Below are 17,436 nucleotides of genomic sequence, written 5' to 3' on the forward strand. Positions count from 1 at the left end.
TATTTATTATAGGGGTGGGGAACATGCGCAGAATTAAAAGACAACAAAGTTCAAATGACAATGTTAAATATACTCTTGCTAATTTAAATTTAAGGGATGGAAAGTCTACTGAAGCTAATGTTATCACAGTAATACCAGCAGGTTCAAAAGTTAATGTTATTGATGCAGAAGAAGATTGGTATGAGGTGATTTATAATGATTTAAGAGGATTTGTTTATAATGAGTACTTGTCAAAAACACAATATACTTGGACAGATACCGAGTTAAGATCTTATCCAGACTCAGCATCAAATCCAGTAACTATGGTTCCAGCAAAATCCAGGGTACAAGTTTTAGATGTGAATGGAGATTGGAGTAAGGTTATTTATGACGATAAAGAGGGATATATATTTAATGTGTTTTTGAGCAATGATGGTATGAAACCAGGTGAATATGATTTTACTTACTTTGATACAGATATGATTAAATTTGTAAATGATAATAATATCAAAAGCCCAACTGTAAATTTAATTACTACAAATTTAAAAAATAGATTAACTTATGTATTTGAAAAAGGTAAAGATAATCAATGGGAGTTACTTTATAAATGGAGCTGTACTGTGGGAAAGCCTAGTACACCAACAATTACAGGAACTTTTTATATAAATGGCAGAAAGCCGTACTTTGGTTCAGATACTTATAGAGTAAAATATGCTACGAGAATAAAAGGAAGTTATTATTATCACTCCGTTCTTTTTAATGCAGAGGGAACAGAAATAATTAATGATATTTTAGGTGAGGCATTAAGTCATGGTTGTATAAGGTTATCAGTGGAAAATGCACATTGGATATATGATAATATTTTAGATACAACAGCAGTAGTGATAAATTAATTAAATTAATAAATATTAAAGGCAAGTTATTATAATCTTGTCTTTTTTTTGTGCATAAAAATGTTAAAAAATCAAGGAGTTTTTGAAAGGATATGATAAAATTGAGAAAAAATATTATTTTAAGTTCAATACAAAATGAATATATCACTGTAGCAAAAAATGAACTCTTAAAAATTAATGAAAAATCATCAGCCTATGGATTGATTTTGACAGAAGAAGATGTGGAAGAAATTATTAAATCGAGAGAGTATAGCTTAAAAACTTATGGAAGAATAGATCTGAATATGGATGTAACTAAAAAACTAATAAATAAAATATATACATCTCAATATACAGATAAAGACGATTATGTAGAAATAATTAATGATCTACAAGATATTTTTTATTACTTAAAAAATTAGACACTAGTTATGAATGGGAAGAGTTTTACGTAGAATATCTTAAATCACTAAGTGAAAATAAATTAAAAGAAATAGAAAATTTAATAAATGGAAAGTTGTAAGGTAAATAAGATAGATATATAATGATTAATAAGGGACAAATTAACAATAATCTTTAGAATGTTTTATATTAAAAAGGTATAAAAGGAGAAAGTAAATGATTTATTTAGGGGAGAAAGAGGAAAAAGGAAAAGACACATCTAGTGTGGTTATGGAAAAATTATTAAAATCTAGAACAATATTTATTTCGGGAGAGATAAATCAAGAATTAGCAGAAAAAGTAGCTACTCAATTATTAATATTACAAGAAATGGGTGATGAGCCTATAAAAATATTCATAAATAGTCAAGGTGGACATGTGGAAGCTGGAGATACTATCCATGATATGATTAAATTTGTAAAACCAAAGGTTATAGTTATAGGAACTGGATGGGTAGCTAGCGCAGGAATAACAATATATCTTGCTGCTGACAAAGAAAACAGATATTCTCTACCAAATACGAGATATATGATACATCAACCACTTGGTCAATGTAGAGGTCAAGCAACAGATCTTCATATAGAAGCTTTAGAAATTGCTAGAGTTCGTGAAAGAATAAATAAAATAATAAGCACTGCTACAAATCAACCATTAGAAAAAGTTGAAAATGACACAGATAGAAACTATTGGCTAAATTGTGAAGAAGCAGTAGAGTATGGCATAGTAAACAAAGTAATAAGTAGTTACGATGAAATACCTACCGTATAAGAAAGAGGAGAGCTCTATGAGGCTCTCTTTTTATAAAAAAATTACTTTGAATTATAACAAAAATAAGTTTAGCTCTAAATAAAGAAAATTAATTGCCGTATTATAATAATTATAAAAACAAATTATAAATTGGAGTAAGATATGAGTGAAATTAATCAAATAGCTTTAAGTAGACTGCTACAGGCAATGAGTACTAGTGCAAGTCTAAATAGTAATAATAGTTCATCAAGTAATTCATCATATGACTTTGTTTCTGTTTTATCAAATAGTTTACTAAATTCTAATAATTTAGGAGGTTCTTGTACTTCTTGTAATAGGGCAGGAAATTTATTGAACAATATTAGTAATTTAAATAATAATAATTTATATTCTAATGACTTAAATGCACTTACTACACTTCTTGGAAGTATAAATTCCGATAGAATAAATGTAAATGTAAATTATGTAAAACCTGAAGATATTAAGTCAAACAGTACTAATACAATAGCGAATATAGAAATATCAGTTGGGGATAGTAAAAAGAGTGAAAATGTTGGAAACCCAATAAGTAAAACTAAAATGGATAAAGCCGTAAATTTACTAAAAGAACAAGTTGGAAAAAAATATGTGTGGGGAGCAACAGGTCCAAATAATTTTGATTGTTCAGGGTTAACCCAATATATTTACAAAAAAGCATTAGGCAAAAATATACCAAGGGTTTCATATGAACAAAGTGAATATGGAAAATCTGTTAAGAAAAAAGACTTACAAGTAGGAGATTTAATATTCTTTGATACAATGGGAAAAGGAAGAGTGAGTCATGTAGGTATGTATATAGGAAATAATGAATTTATACATGCTTCAAATCCAAGAGACGGAGTGAAAAAATCAACTTTAACTGGATATTATGAAAAAAAATACATATGTGCAAGAAGACCATAATTTAAAATGGAATAAAACATAAGAAATAAGAGAAAACTTTTATAGTATGATATAAACATGCTATAAAAGTTTTTTTGTTTTAAAATATATTAATAATAAAAAATTTGATAATCAAAATAAAACGTTGACATTAGATTAATCAAATAATATAATTAAATTAATTATCGGTCGGATGACCGACTTGCGAAATAGTATAATTTAAGGAGTAAATTATGAATAAAATAAAGATAATAACAGATAGCTCTTGTGATTTAAATAAAGATATAATTGAAAAATATAATATAAAAGTAGTACCATTAAATGTTTCTTTTGGAGAAGATGTATACATAGATGGAGAATTGGATAAAAAAGAATTTTATGAAAGAATGAGAAACTCAAAGGAACTTCCAAAGACTTCATGTCCATCACCAGAAAAATTTATGCAAAGTTATGAGGGTGATGAGCATGTGATAGTGCTTACAATAGCCTCGGCTTTATCGGGCACTTACTCAGCCGCTCTTCTTGCTAAGAATATGATCTTAGAAGAAAATCCTAATAAAAAAATAGCTGTAATAGATACTGAATCAGGATCTATAGGACATGGACAGTTTGTAATGAAAGCTGCCAAATTAATAGATGCAGGAAAAAACTTTGAAGAAGCAGTGGATACAATTGAAAAATTAAAGAAAGATAAATTCTTCTATGGTTCACTTGAGACTTTAGAAAATGCTATTAAAGGTGGTAGAGTAAATCCTCTAGCAGGAAAACTTATAAATGCTTTAAACATGAAAGTAATAATAAAAGTTAGTGATGGTGTTGTAAAACCAATAGATTCAGCAAGAGGGTGTAATAATTCTATTAAAAAAGTTGTAGGAAAAACCAACGATATAATTAGTTCTGGAAAATATACATCATTAGCAATAGCCCATGCAAATTGTTTAGAAAAAGCCGAAAAAGCTAAAGAAATGATATTAAAAAATCATAGCTTTGAAGAGGTTATTATAACTGAAATTGGTTCAGTCATGGGAACTTATACATCAGAAGGTGCTATATTAGTAAGTGTATTATAAAAATGAATTTGCTAGCTATCCGTAACAGTTGTTATGAGATAGCTTTTTTTATTTATGTATATAATTGTATGAAAAAATTCAATATTTAAAATTAAATTTAAATATATTTCCAAAAATTGACTTTAAATTTGGAATAGAGTATCATTTTAATTGAACTTATAATATTTGGGGAGATATAAAAAATGTTAAAAATAAAATTTTTTGATGAAAAGGAAGATTTTTTACAATCAAAGAATAAAGAATATAAAAATTACACTTTAATTTCTATCATAAGTTTGAGCATAGCATGTTTTCTTTTTTTTGGGTGGGATTATATAATAGATCCTCAAGGTAGTAAAACGGTTTTTTTATTAAGAGTACTTATGCTATTAGCACCTCTTGTTTATTATGTACCGTATAAGTATACAGATAATTATAAAATACTTTCAATCTTTGTATGTTTAAGTATGTTTTATATTTTATTATTATATTTACTTGTAGTTGAAAAACTGGATAATGGTGTAAATTACAGTATTAATGGGTTTATAGTATACAATCTAAGCTTAGTAACTGTTTCTCATGGAATGCCGTTTAAATATATTTTAGCTCATCAGATACTAGGTTTTATTGTTCCTGTTATTCTTGATTTATTATTTTTAAAAAATACAATAAGTTATAATATGTATATGCTAGTTATACCGATTATTATGGTATTATGCATTACAATATCTTATACATTGTATTTAAGTTATTATGAAAAGTATGAGTTGCAAAAAAAACTAAAGGAATTTGCTTTTATAGATAATTTAACACAATGTTATAACAGAACAAAATTTCATGAAATAATTTATGAAGGTGACTATTTGAAAAATGCAAATAACTTACCCGTTTGTATAATATTAACTGATATAGATGATTTTAAAAAAGTTAATGATAAATTTGGACATAAGGTTGGAGATATAGTTCTTCAACAAGTTTCCACATGTATGAAAAAAAAATTAAGAGAAAAGGATACCATATATAGGTGGGGTGGTGAAGAATTTCTAATTCTTCTTCCAAATACAACTAATGAAGAGTGTTCAAAAATATCTAAATCTTTGGTAGAAACTTGTAATGAAATGATAACGCCAGCAGGTAGAATAAGCATAAGTGTAGGTTATGGACAGTTCTGTCAAGAAGACATCGATTTTCTTATAATAGATGTTGATAAGGCTTTATATAAAGCAAAAAGTAGAGGTAAGAATCAATCATGCTCATCAAATTATGACATAGAATAAAATTTAATATTTTTATTGATTTTCTTATATACTAATAATTAATTTAATTAGAAGTCTTTATAAGTGAGAAATAATATATATTTGGACTATAATATAAGTGAATAGATAAAATTACTAAGGGGGTAAATTAATGTCTAAAAAAGTTTTGATAGTAGGTGGAGTAGCAGGTGGAGCATCTGCAGCAGCAAGGCTTAGAAGACTAAATGAAGATTTCGAAATTATTATGTTTGAAAAGGGAGAATATATATCATTTGCCAACTGTGGCCTTCCATATTACATAGGTGATAGCATAAAAAATAGAGGTTTTCTTCTTGTTCAAACTGTAGAAGGAATGAAAGAAAGATTTAAATTAGACATAAGAAATTTAAGTGAAGTTATAAAAATAGATAAAAATAATAAAAAAGTTAAGGTGAAGAATCACAAAACTGGAGAATTATACGAAGAAACTTATGATAAGTTAATACTTTCACCAGGAGCGATGCCTAAAATACCAGATATAGAAGGAATAAAATCTTGTGAAAATTTATTTACTCTTAGAAATATTGCAGATACAGATAAAATAAAAAATTATGTTGATACGAATAAACCACAAAAAGCTCTTGTAATAGGTGGTGGATTTATAGGTTTAGAAATGGTTGAAAATTTATATGAAAGAGGAGTAGAAGTAACATTAGTTCATTCAAGGGATCAAGTTATGAAACCTGTTGACTACGAGATGGCAAGTGTACTTCACACTCATTTAATCGAAAAGGGTGTAAAATTAATCTTAAAAGATAAGCCTGCAAAGATTGAAGATAAGGGTAAAAAAGTTATTTTAAAAAGTGGAAAAGAAATAGAGACGGATATGATTATTCTTTCCATAGGAGTAACACCTGAAAGTAAGATAGCAAAAGAAGCTTGTATTGAAGTAAATGAAAAAGGAGCTATTGTAGTAAATAGTAAGATGAGAACTTCAAATGAAGATATATATGCTGTGGGAGATGCTATACAAGTTATAGATTTTGTAAATAAAAAACCAACTATGATTCCTTTAGCATGGCCAGCAAATAGACAAGGAAGATTAGTCGCAGATATAATATCAGGAAAAGACGTAGAATATAAAGGAACCCTAGGCTCATTAGTAGCAAAAGTATTTGATTTAACTGTTGCAGCCACAGGAAATAATGAAAAAACCCTTAGAGATTTGAACATACCTTATGAAGCAATTCATATTCATCCAGCATCTCATGCAGGGTATTATCCAGGTGCAACACAAATTTCATTTAAGATGTTATTTGATCCAATGACAGGTAAAATACTAGGGGCACAAGGTGTTGGACAAGACGGTATAGACAAACGTATTGATTTAATAGCAAACTCAATAAAAGCAGGATTTACAGTATATGACTTACAAGACACAGAAGTTTGTTATGCACCACCTTACAATTCTGCAAAAGATCCTGTAAATATGATGGGATACTGTGGTGCCAATATTATGGAAAATATAGTTGAAAATACACAGTGGTATGAAATTGAAAATCTAGTAAAAAATAAAGAATACATACTTGATGTAAGAGAAGAATACGAAGTGTCAAACGGCTCTATAAAAAATGTTGTTAATATACCACTGGGACAATTAAGAGATAGACTAAATGAAATACCTAAAGATAGAAGAGTATACGTATGTTGTCAAGTTGGATTAAGAGGATATATTGCATGTACTATATTAAATCAATATGGGTATAATACTTCAAATATAGATGGTGGATATAAAACTTATAGCAGTATAAAAAATGCAGAAAAATTGATAAGTGATCAAGATGAAAGCTTAGAAGTAATTTTATAGTTATAAAGAATAGAGGATAAGAAATATTCTCTATTTTTTTATGAAAAAAATAGTTATTGGCATTTGACAATAACTATAAATGGTGCTAATATTTAATTAGCATATGCTAATAACGAAGTAGGAGATGAAAGTATGACTAGTTGCAACAGCTGTCCAAGTGCACAAAAATGCACAAAGGACAAAGAGAATTGTATGATAGAAAACAATCCTTTAAATAATGTAAAGCAAATAATAGGCATAATGAGTGGAAAGGGTGGAGTAGGAAAATCATCCATATGTTCATTAATAGCCAAAACATTGAAAAAACAAGGATATAAAGTTGGTGTATTAGATGCAGATATAACAGGACCTAGTATTCCAAGATTATTAGGTGTAAGAGATAAAAGAGCAACGTATGTTGAACAGGGAATTCTACCTGTACAGAATAAGGATGGTATAAAGATTATGTCTTTAAATTTAATTACAGATAATGAGGATGATCCTGTAATATGGAGAGGGCCTATGTTATCTAATCTAGTTAAACAGTTCTGGACAGATGTTATATGGGAAGATTTAGATTATCTTCTTATAGATATGCCACCAGGAACAGGAGATGTAGCTCTTACAGTAATGCAATCAATTCCTATAAATGGAGTAGTTATGATATCTGTTCCTCAAGATCTTGTATCTATGATAGTGTCAAAAGCTGTAAAGATGACTAAAAAAATGAATGTAAGACTACTTGGGGTAGTTGAGAATATGAGCTACATAACATGTGAAGATTGTGGCAAAAAAATTAAGTTGTTTGATGGAGAAAGTACAAATAAATTTTTACAAGAAAATAACTTAAAACTATTTGGTGAACTACCAATGTTAAGTAGCATAAGTAAGCTATCACAAGATAATAGGGAAAAAGAAGATTTAGATCAGGTATTTAATCCTATAGTAAAAAAAATAATAGATGAACTAAATATTAATAAGTAAAAGGAGAGTTCAATATGAAAATAGCCATTTCCACAAATGGGAGAACAAAAGAAAGTTTACTAGATCAAAGATTTGGAAGATGTAATTATTTTCAAATTTATGATACAGATAGTAGAGAATTTAATGTAATTGAAAATAAAGGATTTACAGCATCTGGAGGTGCTGGAATTGCTTCTTCAAATCAGTTAATAGATGAAAAAGTTCAAGTTATTATTACAGGAAGCCTTGGACCAAATGCATTTGATATAATTAGTGAATCTAATATAAAAGCATATAAATGTTCTAGTTTACCAATAGATGAAGTTATTGAAAAATATAATAATAAAGAACTTGAAGAAATAAACTCTTGTGGAGCACCACATCAAGGATAGTATCTTTAATTTGGCCACATGGAGTGTTTCGCCGATACGTCTCTAAAGGGTTGCGAATTTTGAGCAACGGATGTATCTGCAGTGGAGCAAAGATATATGGTTGGCGATATGAACGAAGCGAATTTTTTATAGGAGATGAATTGACAATGAATATAGCTGTACTTAGTGGAAAAGGTGGTACAGGAAAAACAACTGTATCAACAAACTTGTCTTTAGCACTAAAAAGCAATTATATAGATTGTGATGTGGAAGAGCCTAATGGTTTTTTATTTCTAAACCCCAAAATACATAATGAAGAAAAGGTTATGGTGGAATATCCAATTATAGATAAAGATAAGTGTACAAATTGTGGAAAATGCGTAGAGGTATGTAAATTTAATGCTCTTGCAAAATCAAATAATAAGATACTTTTATTTAATAAATTATGTCATGGTTGTGGAGCTTGTCAAATAAGTTGTAAATTTGATGCTATATCCTATGGAAAAAGAGAGATTGGTAAAATAGAAATAGGTAGTGTCAATGATTTAAATTGTATTAGAGGTGTTTTAAATGTGGGTGAGCCAATGGCTGTACCTGTTATTAAAACACTTTTGAAAAACCTCCCACAGGGTAATAATTTAATCGATTGTCCTCCTGGAACATCTTGCAATGTGGTAAATGCCCTTAATTATGCGGATGTAGCCATACTTGTAACAGAACCATCTCAATTTGGACTTCATGATTTAAAAATGGCAGTAGAGCTTGTAAAACTATATAGAATTCCATTTTGTATAGTTATAAACAAAGAGGATGATGAAAATAACATAATTAAAGAATATTGCATAGATGAAAAAATCACCTTATTAGGAAGTATACCTTATGATAAAGAAGCTGCAAGAATATATTCAAAAGGTGAAATGCTCTACAGTGATTCAAATTACAAACGCATATTTGACAAGCTTTCCAATAGATTAAAGGAGGTGCTACCTTGGAACTAGTTGTATTAAGTGGAAAAGGTGGAACAGGAAAAACAACTATAGCAACAGCATTAAGTGAATTAATTAATGATGTAACAAGAGTTGACTGTGACGTAGATGCACCTAATTTTTATCTGTTTTACAAAGGGAAGAATATAGAAGAAGGTAGTTTTATTGGAGGCAAAAAAGCTGAAATAAATAAAGACTTATGCAAACAATGTAATAAATGTGAATTAGTATGTAAATTTTCAGCTATTAAAAATTACAAAATAGATCCATTTTTATGTGAAGGATGTGGAGCATGTAAATTAGTATGTCCTTATGAAGCCATAAAATTAAAAGATGAAAAAACAGCAGATGTATTTTTAAGCAAAGTGGCCCAAGGAGTAATATCTAGAGCGGAAATGGAAATTGGAAGTGATGGTTCTGGTAAATTAATAAGCCAGTTGAGAAGAAATGCATCATCAGCTAATGACAATAATAGTTTTACCATAATAGATGGTTCTCCAGGAATTGGTTGTCCTGTAATATCTTCCATAACAGGAAGTGACGCAGTACTAGTAGTAACAGAACCAACTAAATCAGGAATTAAAGATTTGACAAGAGTTGTAGATCTTTGCAATCATTTTGGTATTTTTACTATGGCATGTATAAACAAATATGATATTAACGAAGACATGTCAAAAGAAATAGATGAATATTTAAAAAGTAAAAATATTAATCTTGTTGGAAAAATTCCTTACGATAACATGGTTGTAAAATCTATAAATGAACTAAAGCCCATAACTAAATATGATAATAGTCTGGCAAAAAAAGCTATTGAGGATATGTTAAATAATATAAAAAAAATAATTAAAATATAATTAATAAATTAATGGAGGTATGTAAAATGAAAATAGCAGTTGCAAGTGAAAATAAGTGTGTAAGTGGTCATTTTGGTCATTGTGAAGGATTTGAAATATATGATATAGAAAATAATGGTATTTCAAAAAAAGAATTTGTTGCTAATCCAGGGCATAGACCAGGTTTTCTACCAGTATTTTTAAAAGATTTAGATGTAAATATCATTATATCTGGAGGTATGGGAGAAACTGCACAACAATTATTTGCAGATAATAATATAAATGTAATAGTGGGAGCTAGTGGATCAACTGATGATATAATAAATAAATATATTGATGGAACACTAGTATCAAGTGGAAGTGTTTGCAGAGAACACATGCATGAAGGTCACTGTAATGAATAAATAACATGGATGATATTGTTGTAAGAATCGAAAAGATTTTAAAAAATAATGGGTATAAATTTACTATTCAAAAGTTGGCCATATTAGAGGTGCTAATCGAAAGTAAAATTCATTTAAACTCAAAAGAAATTCATGATAGATTAAAAGATAAAAGAATTGGTCTTAGTACAATTCATAGAACTTTAAACCTTTTTAAAACATTTGATATAGTTAAAGAAATAAACATCAATGGCATAGGATATTTTGAACTAAAAATATTTAGCAAAGATCCTTTTCATATTCACTTTAAATGTTCTAAATGTAATAGTATAATTGATATTAAAAGTAAAGATATTAATTTACAATGTTTAGAATTAAAAGATAAAGCAGAAATGGAAAAGGATTTGGATATATATGACATAGATATTATTTTTACAGGACTATGTTCCAAATGTAAGGAGGAGTTTAGATGGCAAGACCAACAAAAGTTAGAACAGTAGATTTTTTCCCAGAGAGTACTTATTTTACTCCCATAGATAAATCTAAATGTGAATTAGAGGAAGTAATACTAAAATTAGAAGAACTAGAAGCTATGAGGCTTAAAGATATTGAAAAATTAAATCAAGAAGAGTGCGCAGAAAAAATGAAGGTATCTAGACAAACTTTTCAAAATATTATAGATTCAGCTAGAGAAAAAGTTGCTATAGCCTTAACTCAAGGAAAGGCAATAAGAATAGATGGTGGAAATTATAGAGCCAAATTCTGCAAATTTAAATGTCTTGATTGTGATAATATTTATGAGATAAATTATTTACAAGATAAAGAAAAGTGTCCTTCATGTGGTTCAAAAAATGTACTTTGTAGTAAAAAAGCACATATATGTAAAATATGGTGTGATAAAAATAAATAGTTGTAATATAAAATAGGCATCATCCTTAATATAAGGTGATGCCTATTTTGTCCATTACAAGTTTTATATTTAAATATTTTTTTAGCTAACTTTGCTAGAACAGCTACTACAACTGTTACATGATATATTACTTTTATCAGTATATTTTGCTTTTGATATTAATTGTGTCATAGTTCCCATTGGACAATAAACACACCAAGATTTTGGTTTATACAATAACATTGTTATTATTCCAAGGATTGTTGATGTTAACATCATACTATAAAATCCAAAGGCGAATTGAGCTAACCAAGGAGTTACCATACTAGTATTAGTCCATGACCAAGGCACTTTAAATGTCCAAAGTAACTGAATAACTTCTTTTAAACCACTTGCTCCTTTAAATACTAAATAAGTATTAAATAACATAATTACAAACATAGTCATAAAAAATGTTAAAAATCCATACCTAAACCACTTACTTTTTAAAAATTTAGGAATATCTTTATGCTTTGATAATTTTAACTTATTTCCCATTAAATCTAATAATTGACCCCTGCCACAGTAAATATTACAATAAGTTTTACCATAACCAGATAGAGATATTATTAATGGTATTAAGAAACACAATAAACCTATCCAAGCAAATAATATATTAAAAAATCCTAAGGCTAAATATGTGAGATTTATTATCCACATATAATCAGTGAATTTCTTTTTATCCATAATTATTCTTTTACCTCCATTTTTTCTATATTTATAACCGACGCAGGGCAGGACTTTGCACACTTTCCGCATCCTACACATTTATCTAAGTTTATCTCTGCAAATACACCTTGTTCTATGTGTATTAAATTAAAAGGACATACTTTTACACAACTACCGCAAGCTACACAGTAATCTTTATCTATAATTGCTTTTCTTTTTATTTTTGCCATTTAAATTTCCTCCTCAATAATATAAAAATATTATAATATTTTTATATATGAAATACAGTGATAAAGTCACTTTGAAGAATTTATGTGGATTGTATACAGAAAAGAAAATTCAGAAGATTTTAAAAAATAGGTTGACATTAAATAAGAAGGTGCATATAATTACTGATATAAATTGAAATTAATAAATTTAAAAGCTTTGACGGAGACAAAAATGCTTAGTTTAATTAATTACAGAGAGCCAATGTTGGTGAGAATTGGTGTTAATTCAAGTATATAATGATCACTCCCAGCTTTCATATTGAAAAGTTTTCTTAGTAAATATGAACGTATGCTAGCGTTACTTAGCTATAGTTAAGATTAGCTCTGACTAGAACAAATGAGAGATAACCTGTATGTTTTTTAGGTTATAAATAAGGTGGTATCGCGGAATATAACTTTCGTCCTTATGAGCAAATAAATATTGCTTATAATGGCGGAAGTTTTTTTATTTGCAAAAATATATAAAAACCTACTCGGTTTCTATGTGCAACATGAAAAGTTAAGAGCTAAGCAAATTTTTAATAAAATTGTAAAGGTTTAATAGGAGGTAATTTATATGAAAAGAAATGTATATGCAAGTTTAAATCAAGGTATGGATTCATTTTTAAGAGTAGCTATGACTCTTAGAAGAAAAGAACTGGAAGTAGAGTCAATGAGTATGTCAGCTGAAAACTGTGGAATGCACTTAACAATAAATGACGAAACAACATCTGTAGAAGAGGTAATAAATTATATGAGAAAACTACATGATGTATCGGATTTAAAAGTAATGTAGTAATTAAACTGATATGAAGCAATATCTATAAAGATAAATTCATAATTATAAATTTTAAATAAACATAGGGGGTAATTTGAAATGAAAATGTTTTATGAACAAGATGTAAAAATGGATGCTTTAAAAGATAAAAAAGTAGCGGTACTTGGATATGGGAGTCAAGGTCATGCACATGCACAAAATCTTAGAGATAGCGGTGTTGAAGTTGTTGTTGGATTACATGATACTAGTAAATCAAGAGAAAAAGCTAAAAATGATGGGTTTGAAGTTGTAAGTGTAGCGGAGGCAACAAAAGACAGTGATGTAGTAATGTGTTTAATGCCAGATACAGCCCAAAAGAAAATATATGATGAACATATAAAAGATAACTTAAGAGAAGGTCAAACGCTGGCTTTTGCCCATGGATTCAATATACATTATAACTTAATAAATCCACCAGAATTTGTGGATGTAGTAATGGTAGCACCAAAGGGTCCTGGTCACTTATTAAGATCTGTATATAAAGAAGGAAGCGGAGTTCCTTGCTTATTTGCAGTATACCAAGATGCAAGCGGAAATGCTAGAGAGACTGTTATTGCTTATGCAAAGGGCATAGGTGGAACTAGAGCTGGAGTTTTGGAAACTACTTTTAAAGAAGAAACTGAAACAGATTTATTTGGAGAGCAAGCAGTACTTTGCGGTGGTTGTGAAGAGTTAATAAAAGCTGGATTTGAAACTTTAGTAAATGCAGGATACCAACCAGAAGTTGCTTATTTTGAATGCTTACATGAAATGAAATTAATAGTTGATTTAATGTATGAGGGAGGACTTGAAAGAATGAATTACTCAGTTAGTGATACTGCAGAATGGGGAGGATATGTATCAGGACCAAGAGTAATAAATGATGCATCTAAAGAAGCTATGAAAGATGTACTTACGGATATACAAAATGGAAAATTTGCAAGAGAATGGATACAGGAAAATGAGGATGGATGTGAAGACTTCTTAAATAGAAGAACACAACAATATCATTCAGAAATATCGGAAACAGGTAGAACTTTAAGAAGTATGATGACTTTCTTAAAAAAATAAGATTAATATATAAAAGGAGGTAAATTAGGTGGATGGGTCAAGAATAATATTAGAATGTCTTATAAAGGAAGGGGTAGATACTATATTTGGTTACCCTGGAGGAGCAGTAATACCTCTTTATGATGCACTATATGACTATACAGATAAACTACATCATGTGAGAACTTCTCATGAACAAGGAGCAGTTCATGCTGCTGATGGATATGCAAGAAGTTGTAACAAAGTAGGCGTATGTTTTTTAACTTCAGGTCCAGGTGCAACAAATGCGATTACAGGGATAGCAACAGCTTATATGGATTCTTCTCCATTAGTATGCTTTAGTGGTCAAGTACCGACACCTTTACTAGGAAAAGATTCTTTTCAAGAAATAGATATAACTGGTGTCACTTTATCAGTAACAAAGCATAACTTCTTAATAAGAAGAGCAAAAGACTTGCCAAAAACTATAAAAAAAGCATTTGAAATTGCTAATAGTGGAAGAAAAGGTCCTGTCTTAATAGATATACCAAAGGATTTAATGTTGACAGAAGTTGATTTTAATATGGATAATTATCTTCCATCTAATTTAGAAAATTCTTTAAAAAGTGAATATGAGTTAAAAGAAGAGTATAAAAATAAAAAGAAAGTGGATTTAGCTTGTGATTTAATAAGAGAAAGCAAAAGACCTATAATATATGCTGGAGGAGGTGTAAAATATGCTAATGAGGAAAAATTACTAGTGGATTTTGCAAAGAAAATTGATACTCCTGTATTAAATACAATAATGGGCCTTGGCGATATAGATAGAAGAGATGATTTATCCTTAGGTTTGTTAGGGATGCATGGAAGTAAAGAGGGAAATTTGGCCATATCTAACTCAGATTTAATAATAGCCATAGGAGCTAGATTTAGTGATAGAGTAATAGGTAAAAGTTCTGAATTTGCAAAGAATGCAAAGGTAATTCACATGGATATAGATCCTTCTGAAATAAATAAAAATATAAAATCAGAAGTTGATTTAGTAGGAGACTTATCTTCATTACTTAAAGAATTATATAATAAAGTTGATAAAAAGAATAATCCTAGTTGGAAAAAAGAAATAAAAACTTACGAAGACAAAGAAAATATAATGAATGAAGAGGAATTTCATCCACAAAACATATTATCTTTAGTAAATAAAAAAATGGGGGATGATACAGTGGTAGTTACAGATGTGGGTCAACATCAAATGTGGACTGCGAAGTATTGGAACTTTCGTCTTGGAAAAAGCTTTATAACATCAGCAGGCCTTGGGACTATGGGATTTGGATTAGGTGCAGCTATAGGGGCGAAACTTGGTGCACTAAATAAAAATGTGGTTTTAGTTACAGGAGACGGAAGTTTTAGAATGAATTGTAATGAAATGGCCACAGTTTCTACTTATAAAATACCTATATTAATATTACTTTTTAATAACTCTACTTTAGGCATGGTTAGACAATGGCAAAAACTTTTTTCTAAGAAACGATATTCCCAAACTGATGTGGACCAAAATGTAGACTATGTAATGTTGGCAAAGGCCTATGGAATAGATGGTTATAAAGCAACAACTTTGGAAGAGCTAAAGAATGTTTTAAGTGAGATTAATACAGATAAACCAGTATTTTTAGAATGTGAAATAAATACAGATTACGATGTTTATCCAATAGTACCTCCCAATGAAACCTTATTAAATTTAATATGCAATTAAAATAAGAAGGTGAGTTTATAGTAAGCTCATCTTCTTATTTTTGACAAATTAGTTACAATATTGAAAAAATTATGGAATTTATATTTGTAAATATGGTATGTTAAAATTAAATATTTTCAATGAGGGGGAAATTTAATGAATAAAAAATTATTATCTTTACTACTATCGTTTATGATGATAGTAGGTATAACAGCATCGTCTTTCGCAGATGGAGTATCAAATGTAATACCGAGGAGTGCAAGTATAGAAGATATTTTGGGTGATATCTTACTTGACGAGAATGCTGAGGTAGAAAGTAAAAGAAGTACTATAAAACTAGATGCTGAAAAAAAATATAAAGTTAATGCAGACTTATCTTTAATAATGTACAAATTTAAACTAGCTAGTGACAAGAGTATAAATCTTAGCTATAAATCAACTTCAAAATTATTTGAAGTAACAATGGTTGGTAGTGATGAAGAATCAATTATTTGGTCAGATACAATGGTAAATGAATCTAAAGAAGTATCAAATAATGTAAACTTAAAATTAAAAAAAGGTGAATATGCAATATTAGTAACTGCGACTAAGGGTAATTATACAATAAGCCCTAAGACAACAAAAACTTTAAAAAATATGTCACCTTTTACTGTAAAAAAAGTACTTCCAGGTACTACTTCTTTATCAGGAACAGGTGTAGCAGGTGCAAAAGTAAGTGTTATGACAGATAGTTACAAAACATATACAACAACTGTAAAATCAGATAATACATATAAATTAACTATTCCTAAGCAAGAAGAATATTCTACATTAATAGTTAAGATAGAAAAATCAGGTTATGGATCTAAGTTAGCTTTAGTTGAAGCAGAATATGCTAAGTTTTCTACATTTACAGTTAATCAACTAAAATCAACTTCAACAAAAATATCTGGTAAAGGAAAAAGCGGTGCAACGGTAAGAGCTTATGTAGATGGAAAGAAAATAGGAGAAACAATAGTAAAATCAGATGGTACATACTCAATGAAGATAAAAAAACAATCTTCTGGTAGAAAGATTTTAGTTAAAATGTATAAAACTGGTTATACTACAAAATCTAAAACTATAACAGTTAAAAAGGTTTTCAGTAAAGGGCTTACTGTTAACTCAGTAAAATCAACACAAAAAACTATAACTGGTAAAGGTTCAAAGGGTGCAACAGTAAAAGCTTATGTTAATAATAAACAAATAGGAAAAGCTACTGTTAAATCAAATGGAACTTATTCAATGAAGATAAAAAAACAATCAAAGGGAAAATCAATAACAGTTAAAATGTCTAAAAGTGGATATGCAATATCTTCAAAAAGTATAAAAATTAAATAATATAATGCTTTTTTTGTCTTTTAAATTATTGTAATATATAAATAGACTAGAT

At 28.8% G+C, this 17,436-nt stretch carries 20 protein-coding genes and 1 other annotated feature; of the genes, 18 read left to right on the forward strand and 2 right to left on the reverse strand.

Translation table 11 applies throughout. The features are described from left to right. The first annotated feature begins 23 nt into the window (after window positions 1–23). The 14 genes from TEGL_RS05190 to TEGL_RS05255 all read left to right on the forward strand — a co-directional run bounded on the left by TEGL_RS05190 (window position 24) and on the right by TEGL_RS05255 (window position 11,536). Window positions 24–872 (forward strand): L,D-transpeptidase family protein, encoded by an 849-nt coding sequence (locus TEGL_RS05190; protein ID WP_018589128.1) that lies wholly within the window; start codon window positions 24–26, stop codon window positions 870–872. Window positions 873–964: 92 nt separating this feature from the next. Then, window positions 965–1,273 (forward strand): DUF6323 family protein, encoded by a 309-nt coding sequence (locus tag TEGL_RS05195; RefSeq protein WP_018589129.1) that lies wholly within the window; start codon window positions 965–967, stop codon window positions 1,271–1,273. Between the two features lie 196 nt (window positions 1,274–1,469). Beyond that, on the forward strand, window positions 1,470–2,060 hold the full coding sequence (locus TEGL_RS05200; protein WP_018589130.1) for an ATP-dependent Clp protease proteolytic subunit: 591 nt from the start codon (window positions 1,470–1,472) through the stop codon (window positions 2,058–2,060). A 141-nt stretch (window positions 2,061–2,201) separates the two neighbouring features. After that, window positions 2,202–2,981 carry a C40 family peptidase gene (locus TEGL_RS05205; RefSeq protein WP_018589131.1) on the forward strand — a complete coding sequence of 260 codons (780 nt, stop codon included), beginning with the start codon at window positions 2,202–2,204 and terminating at the stop codon, window positions 2,979–2,981. A 212-nt stretch (window positions 2,982–3,193) separates the two neighbouring features. Beyond that, the gene (locus TEGL_RS05210) at window positions 3,194–4,030 is read left to right on the forward strand and encodes a DegV family protein (RefSeq protein ID WP_018589132.1); all 837 of its coding nucleotides are present in this window, start codon (window positions 3,194–3,196) and stop codon (window positions 4,028–4,030) included. A 182-nt stretch (window positions 4,031–4,212) separates the two neighbouring features. After that, window positions 4,213–5,286: a GGDEF domain-containing protein gene (locus TEGL_RS05215; RefSeq protein WP_018589133.1), complete on the forward strand. Its 1,074-nt coding sequence runs from the start codon at window positions 4,213–4,215 to the stop codon at window positions 5,284–5,286. A 130-nt stretch (window positions 5,287–5,416) separates the two neighbouring features. Beyond that, window positions 5,417–7,111: a CoA-disulfide reductase gene (locus TEGL_RS05220; protein WP_018589134.1), complete on the forward strand. Its 1,695-nt coding sequence runs from the start codon at window positions 5,417–5,419 to the stop codon at window positions 7,109–7,111. Between the two features lie 132 nt (window positions 7,112–7,243). After that, on the forward strand, window positions 7,244–8,074 hold the full coding sequence (locus tag TEGL_RS05225) for an Mrp/NBP35 family ATP-binding protein (protein WP_018589135.1): 831 nt from the start codon (window positions 7,244–7,246) through the stop codon (window positions 8,072–8,074). A gap of 14 nt (window positions 8,075–8,088) precedes the next feature. Beyond that, window positions 8,089–8,445: a NifB/NifX family molybdenum-iron cluster-binding protein gene (locus TEGL_RS05230; RefSeq protein ID WP_018589136.1), complete on the forward strand. Its 357-nt coding sequence runs from the start codon at window positions 8,089–8,091 to the stop codon at window positions 8,443–8,445. Between the two features lie 59 nt (window positions 8,446–8,504). Continuing rightward, window positions 8,505–9,422, forward strand: a complete 918-nt coding sequence (locus TEGL_RS05235; RefSeq protein WP_330360080.1) for an ATP-binding protein — start codon at window positions 8,505–8,507, stop codon at window positions 9,420–9,422. Then, entirely contained in the window at window positions 9,413–10,264 is an 852-nt protein-coding gene (locus tag TEGL_RS05240; protein ID WP_018589138.1) for an ATP-binding protein, read from the forward strand. Before TEGL_RS05235 ends, TEGL_RS05240 begins: the two co-directional genes overlap by 10 nt. A 26-nt stretch (window positions 10,265–10,290) precedes the next feature. Next, a complete protein-coding gene (locus tag TEGL_RS05245; RefSeq protein ID WP_018589139.1) occupies window positions 10,291–10,647 on the forward strand; it encodes a NifB/NifX family molybdenum-iron cluster-binding protein in 357 nt (118 codons plus the stop codon). 5 nt (window positions 10,648–10,652) lie between these two features. Continuing rightward, window positions 10,653–11,126: a Fur family transcriptional regulator gene (locus tag TEGL_RS05250; protein ID WP_018589140.1), complete on the forward strand. Its 474-nt coding sequence runs from the start codon at window positions 10,653–10,655 to the stop codon at window positions 11,124–11,126. Continuing rightward, entirely contained in the window at window positions 11,096–11,536 is a 441-nt protein-coding gene (locus tag TEGL_RS05255; RefSeq protein ID WP_018589141.1) for a DUF134 domain-containing protein, read from the forward strand. Before TEGL_RS05250 ends, TEGL_RS05255 begins: the two co-directional genes overlap by 31 nt. An 81-nt stretch (window positions 11,537–11,617) precedes the next feature. Here TEGL_RS05255 and TEGL_RS05260 read toward each other — a convergent pair whose 3' ends face one another. Together TEGL_RS05260 and TEGL_RS05265 are read right to left on the reverse strand one after the other, a co-directional pair. Further along, a complete protein-coding gene (locus tag TEGL_RS05260) occupies window positions 11,618–12,241 on the reverse strand; it encodes a 4Fe-4S binding protein (RefSeq protein ID WP_018589142.1) in 624 nt (207 codons plus the stop codon). A gap of 2 nt (window positions 12,242–12,243) precedes the next feature. Then, window positions 12,244–12,453, reverse strand: coding sequence for a 4Fe-4S dicluster domain-containing protein (locus tag TEGL_RS05265; protein ID WP_018589143.1), 210 nt, complete (start codon window positions 12,451–12,453; stop codon window positions 12,244–12,246). A 187-nt stretch (window positions 12,454–12,640) separates the two neighbouring features. After that, window positions 12,641–12,901, forward strand: a binding site (T-box leader). A gap of 147 nt (window positions 12,902–13,048) precedes the next feature. Between TEGL_RS05265 and TEGL_RS05270 the strand changes: the two genes are divergently transcribed. The 4 genes from TEGL_RS05270 to TEGL_RS05285 all read left to right on the forward strand — a co-directional run bounded on the left by TEGL_RS05270 (window position 13,049) and on the right by TEGL_RS05285 (window position 17,384). After that, window positions 13,049–13,267, forward strand: a complete 219-nt coding sequence (locus TEGL_RS05270) for an ACT domain-containing protein (RefSeq protein WP_018589144.1) — start codon at window positions 13,049–13,051, stop codon at window positions 13,265–13,267. Between the two features lie 81 nt (window positions 13,268–13,348). Beyond that, the gene (gene ilvC, locus TEGL_RS05275) at window positions 13,349–14,338 is read left to right on the forward strand and encodes a ketol-acid reductoisomerase (RefSeq protein ID WP_018589145.1); all 990 of its coding nucleotides are present in this window, start codon (window positions 13,349–13,351) and stop codon (window positions 14,336–14,338) included. Window positions 14,339–14,366: 28 nt separating this feature from the next. Further along, complete coding sequence (ilvB, locus tag TEGL_RS05280) at window positions 14,367–16,046, forward strand: biosynthetic-type acetolactate synthase large subunit (protein ID WP_018589146.1); 1,680 nt, start codon at window positions 14,367–14,369, stop codon at window positions 16,044–16,046. A gap of 135 nt (window positions 16,047–16,181) precedes the next feature. Then, window positions 16,182–17,384 (forward strand): Ig-like domain-containing protein, encoded by a 1,203-nt coding sequence (locus TEGL_RS05285; RefSeq protein WP_018589147.1) that lies wholly within the window; start codon window positions 16,182–16,184, stop codon window positions 17,382–17,384. The last annotated feature ends 52 nt before the right edge of the window (window positions 17,385–17,436 follow it).

It is taken from the genome of Terrisporobacter glycolicus ATCC 14880 = DSM 1288, from assembly GCF_036812735.1.
GTDB classification, from domain to species: Bacteria; Bacillota; Clostridia; order Peptostreptococcales; family Peptostreptococcaceae; genus Terrisporobacter; species Terrisporobacter glycolicus.

Coding starts and splice junctions, on each gene's coding strand:
- TEGL_RS05190 (WP_018589128.1), top strand. CDS start 24: ATGCGCAGAATTAAAAGACAACAAAGTTCAAATGACAATGTTAAATAT.
- TEGL_RS05195 (WP_018589129.1), top strand. CDS start 965: ATGATAAAATTGAGAAAAAATATTATTTTAAGTTCAATACAAAATGAA.
- TEGL_RS05200 (WP_018589130.1), top strand. CDS start 1,470: ATGATTTATTTAGGGGAGAAAGAGGAAAAAGGAAAAGACACATCTAGT.
- TEGL_RS05205 (WP_018589131.1), top strand. CDS start 2,202: ATGAGTGAAATTAATCAAATAGCTTTAAGTAGACTGCTACAGGCAATG.
- TEGL_RS05210 (WP_018589132.1), top strand. CDS start 3,194: ATGAATAAAATAAAGATAATAACAGATAGCTCTTGTGATTTAAATAAA.
- TEGL_RS05215 (WP_018589133.1), top strand. CDS start 4,213: ATGTTAAAAATAAAATTTTTTGATGAAAAGGAAGATTTTTTACAATCA.
- TEGL_RS05220 (WP_018589134.1), top strand. CDS start 5,417: ATGTCTAAAAAAGTTTTGATAGTAGGTGGAGTAGCAGGTGGAGCATCT.
- TEGL_RS05225 (WP_018589135.1), top strand. CDS start 7,244: ATGACTAGTTGCAACAGCTGTCCAAGTGCACAAAAATGCACAAAGGAC.
- TEGL_RS05230 (WP_018589136.1), top strand. CDS start 8,089: ATGAAAATAGCCATTTCCACAAATGGGAGAACAAAAGAAAGTTTACTA.
- TEGL_RS05245 (WP_018589139.1), top strand. CDS start 10,291: ATGAAAATAGCAGTTGCAAGTGAAAATAAGTGTGTAAGTGGTCATTTT.
- TEGL_RS05250 (WP_018589140.1), top strand. CDS start 10,653: ATGGATGATATTGTTGTAAGAATCGAAAAGATTTTAAAAAATAATGGG.
- TEGL_RS05255 (WP_018589141.1), top strand. CDS start 11,096: ATGGCAAGACCAACAAAAGTTAGAACAGTAGATTTTTTCCCAGAGAGT.
- TEGL_RS05260 (WP_018589142.1), bottom strand. CDS start 12,241: ATGGATAAAAAGAAATTCACTGATTATATGTGGATAATAAATCTCACA.
- TEGL_RS05265 (WP_018589143.1), bottom strand. CDS start 12,453: ATGGCAAAAATAAAAAGAAAAGCAATTATAGATAAAGATTACTGTGTA.
- TEGL_RS05270 (WP_018589144.1), top strand. CDS start 13,049: ATGAAAAGAAATGTATATGCAAGTTTAAATCAAGGTATGGATTCATTT.
- ilvC (WP_018589145.1), top strand. CDS start 13,349: ATGAAAATGTTTTATGAACAAGATGTAAAAATGGATGCTTTAAAAGAT.
- TEGL_RS05285 (WP_018589147.1), top strand. CDS start 16,182: ATGAATAAAAAATTATTATCTTTACTACTATCGTTTATGATGATAGTA.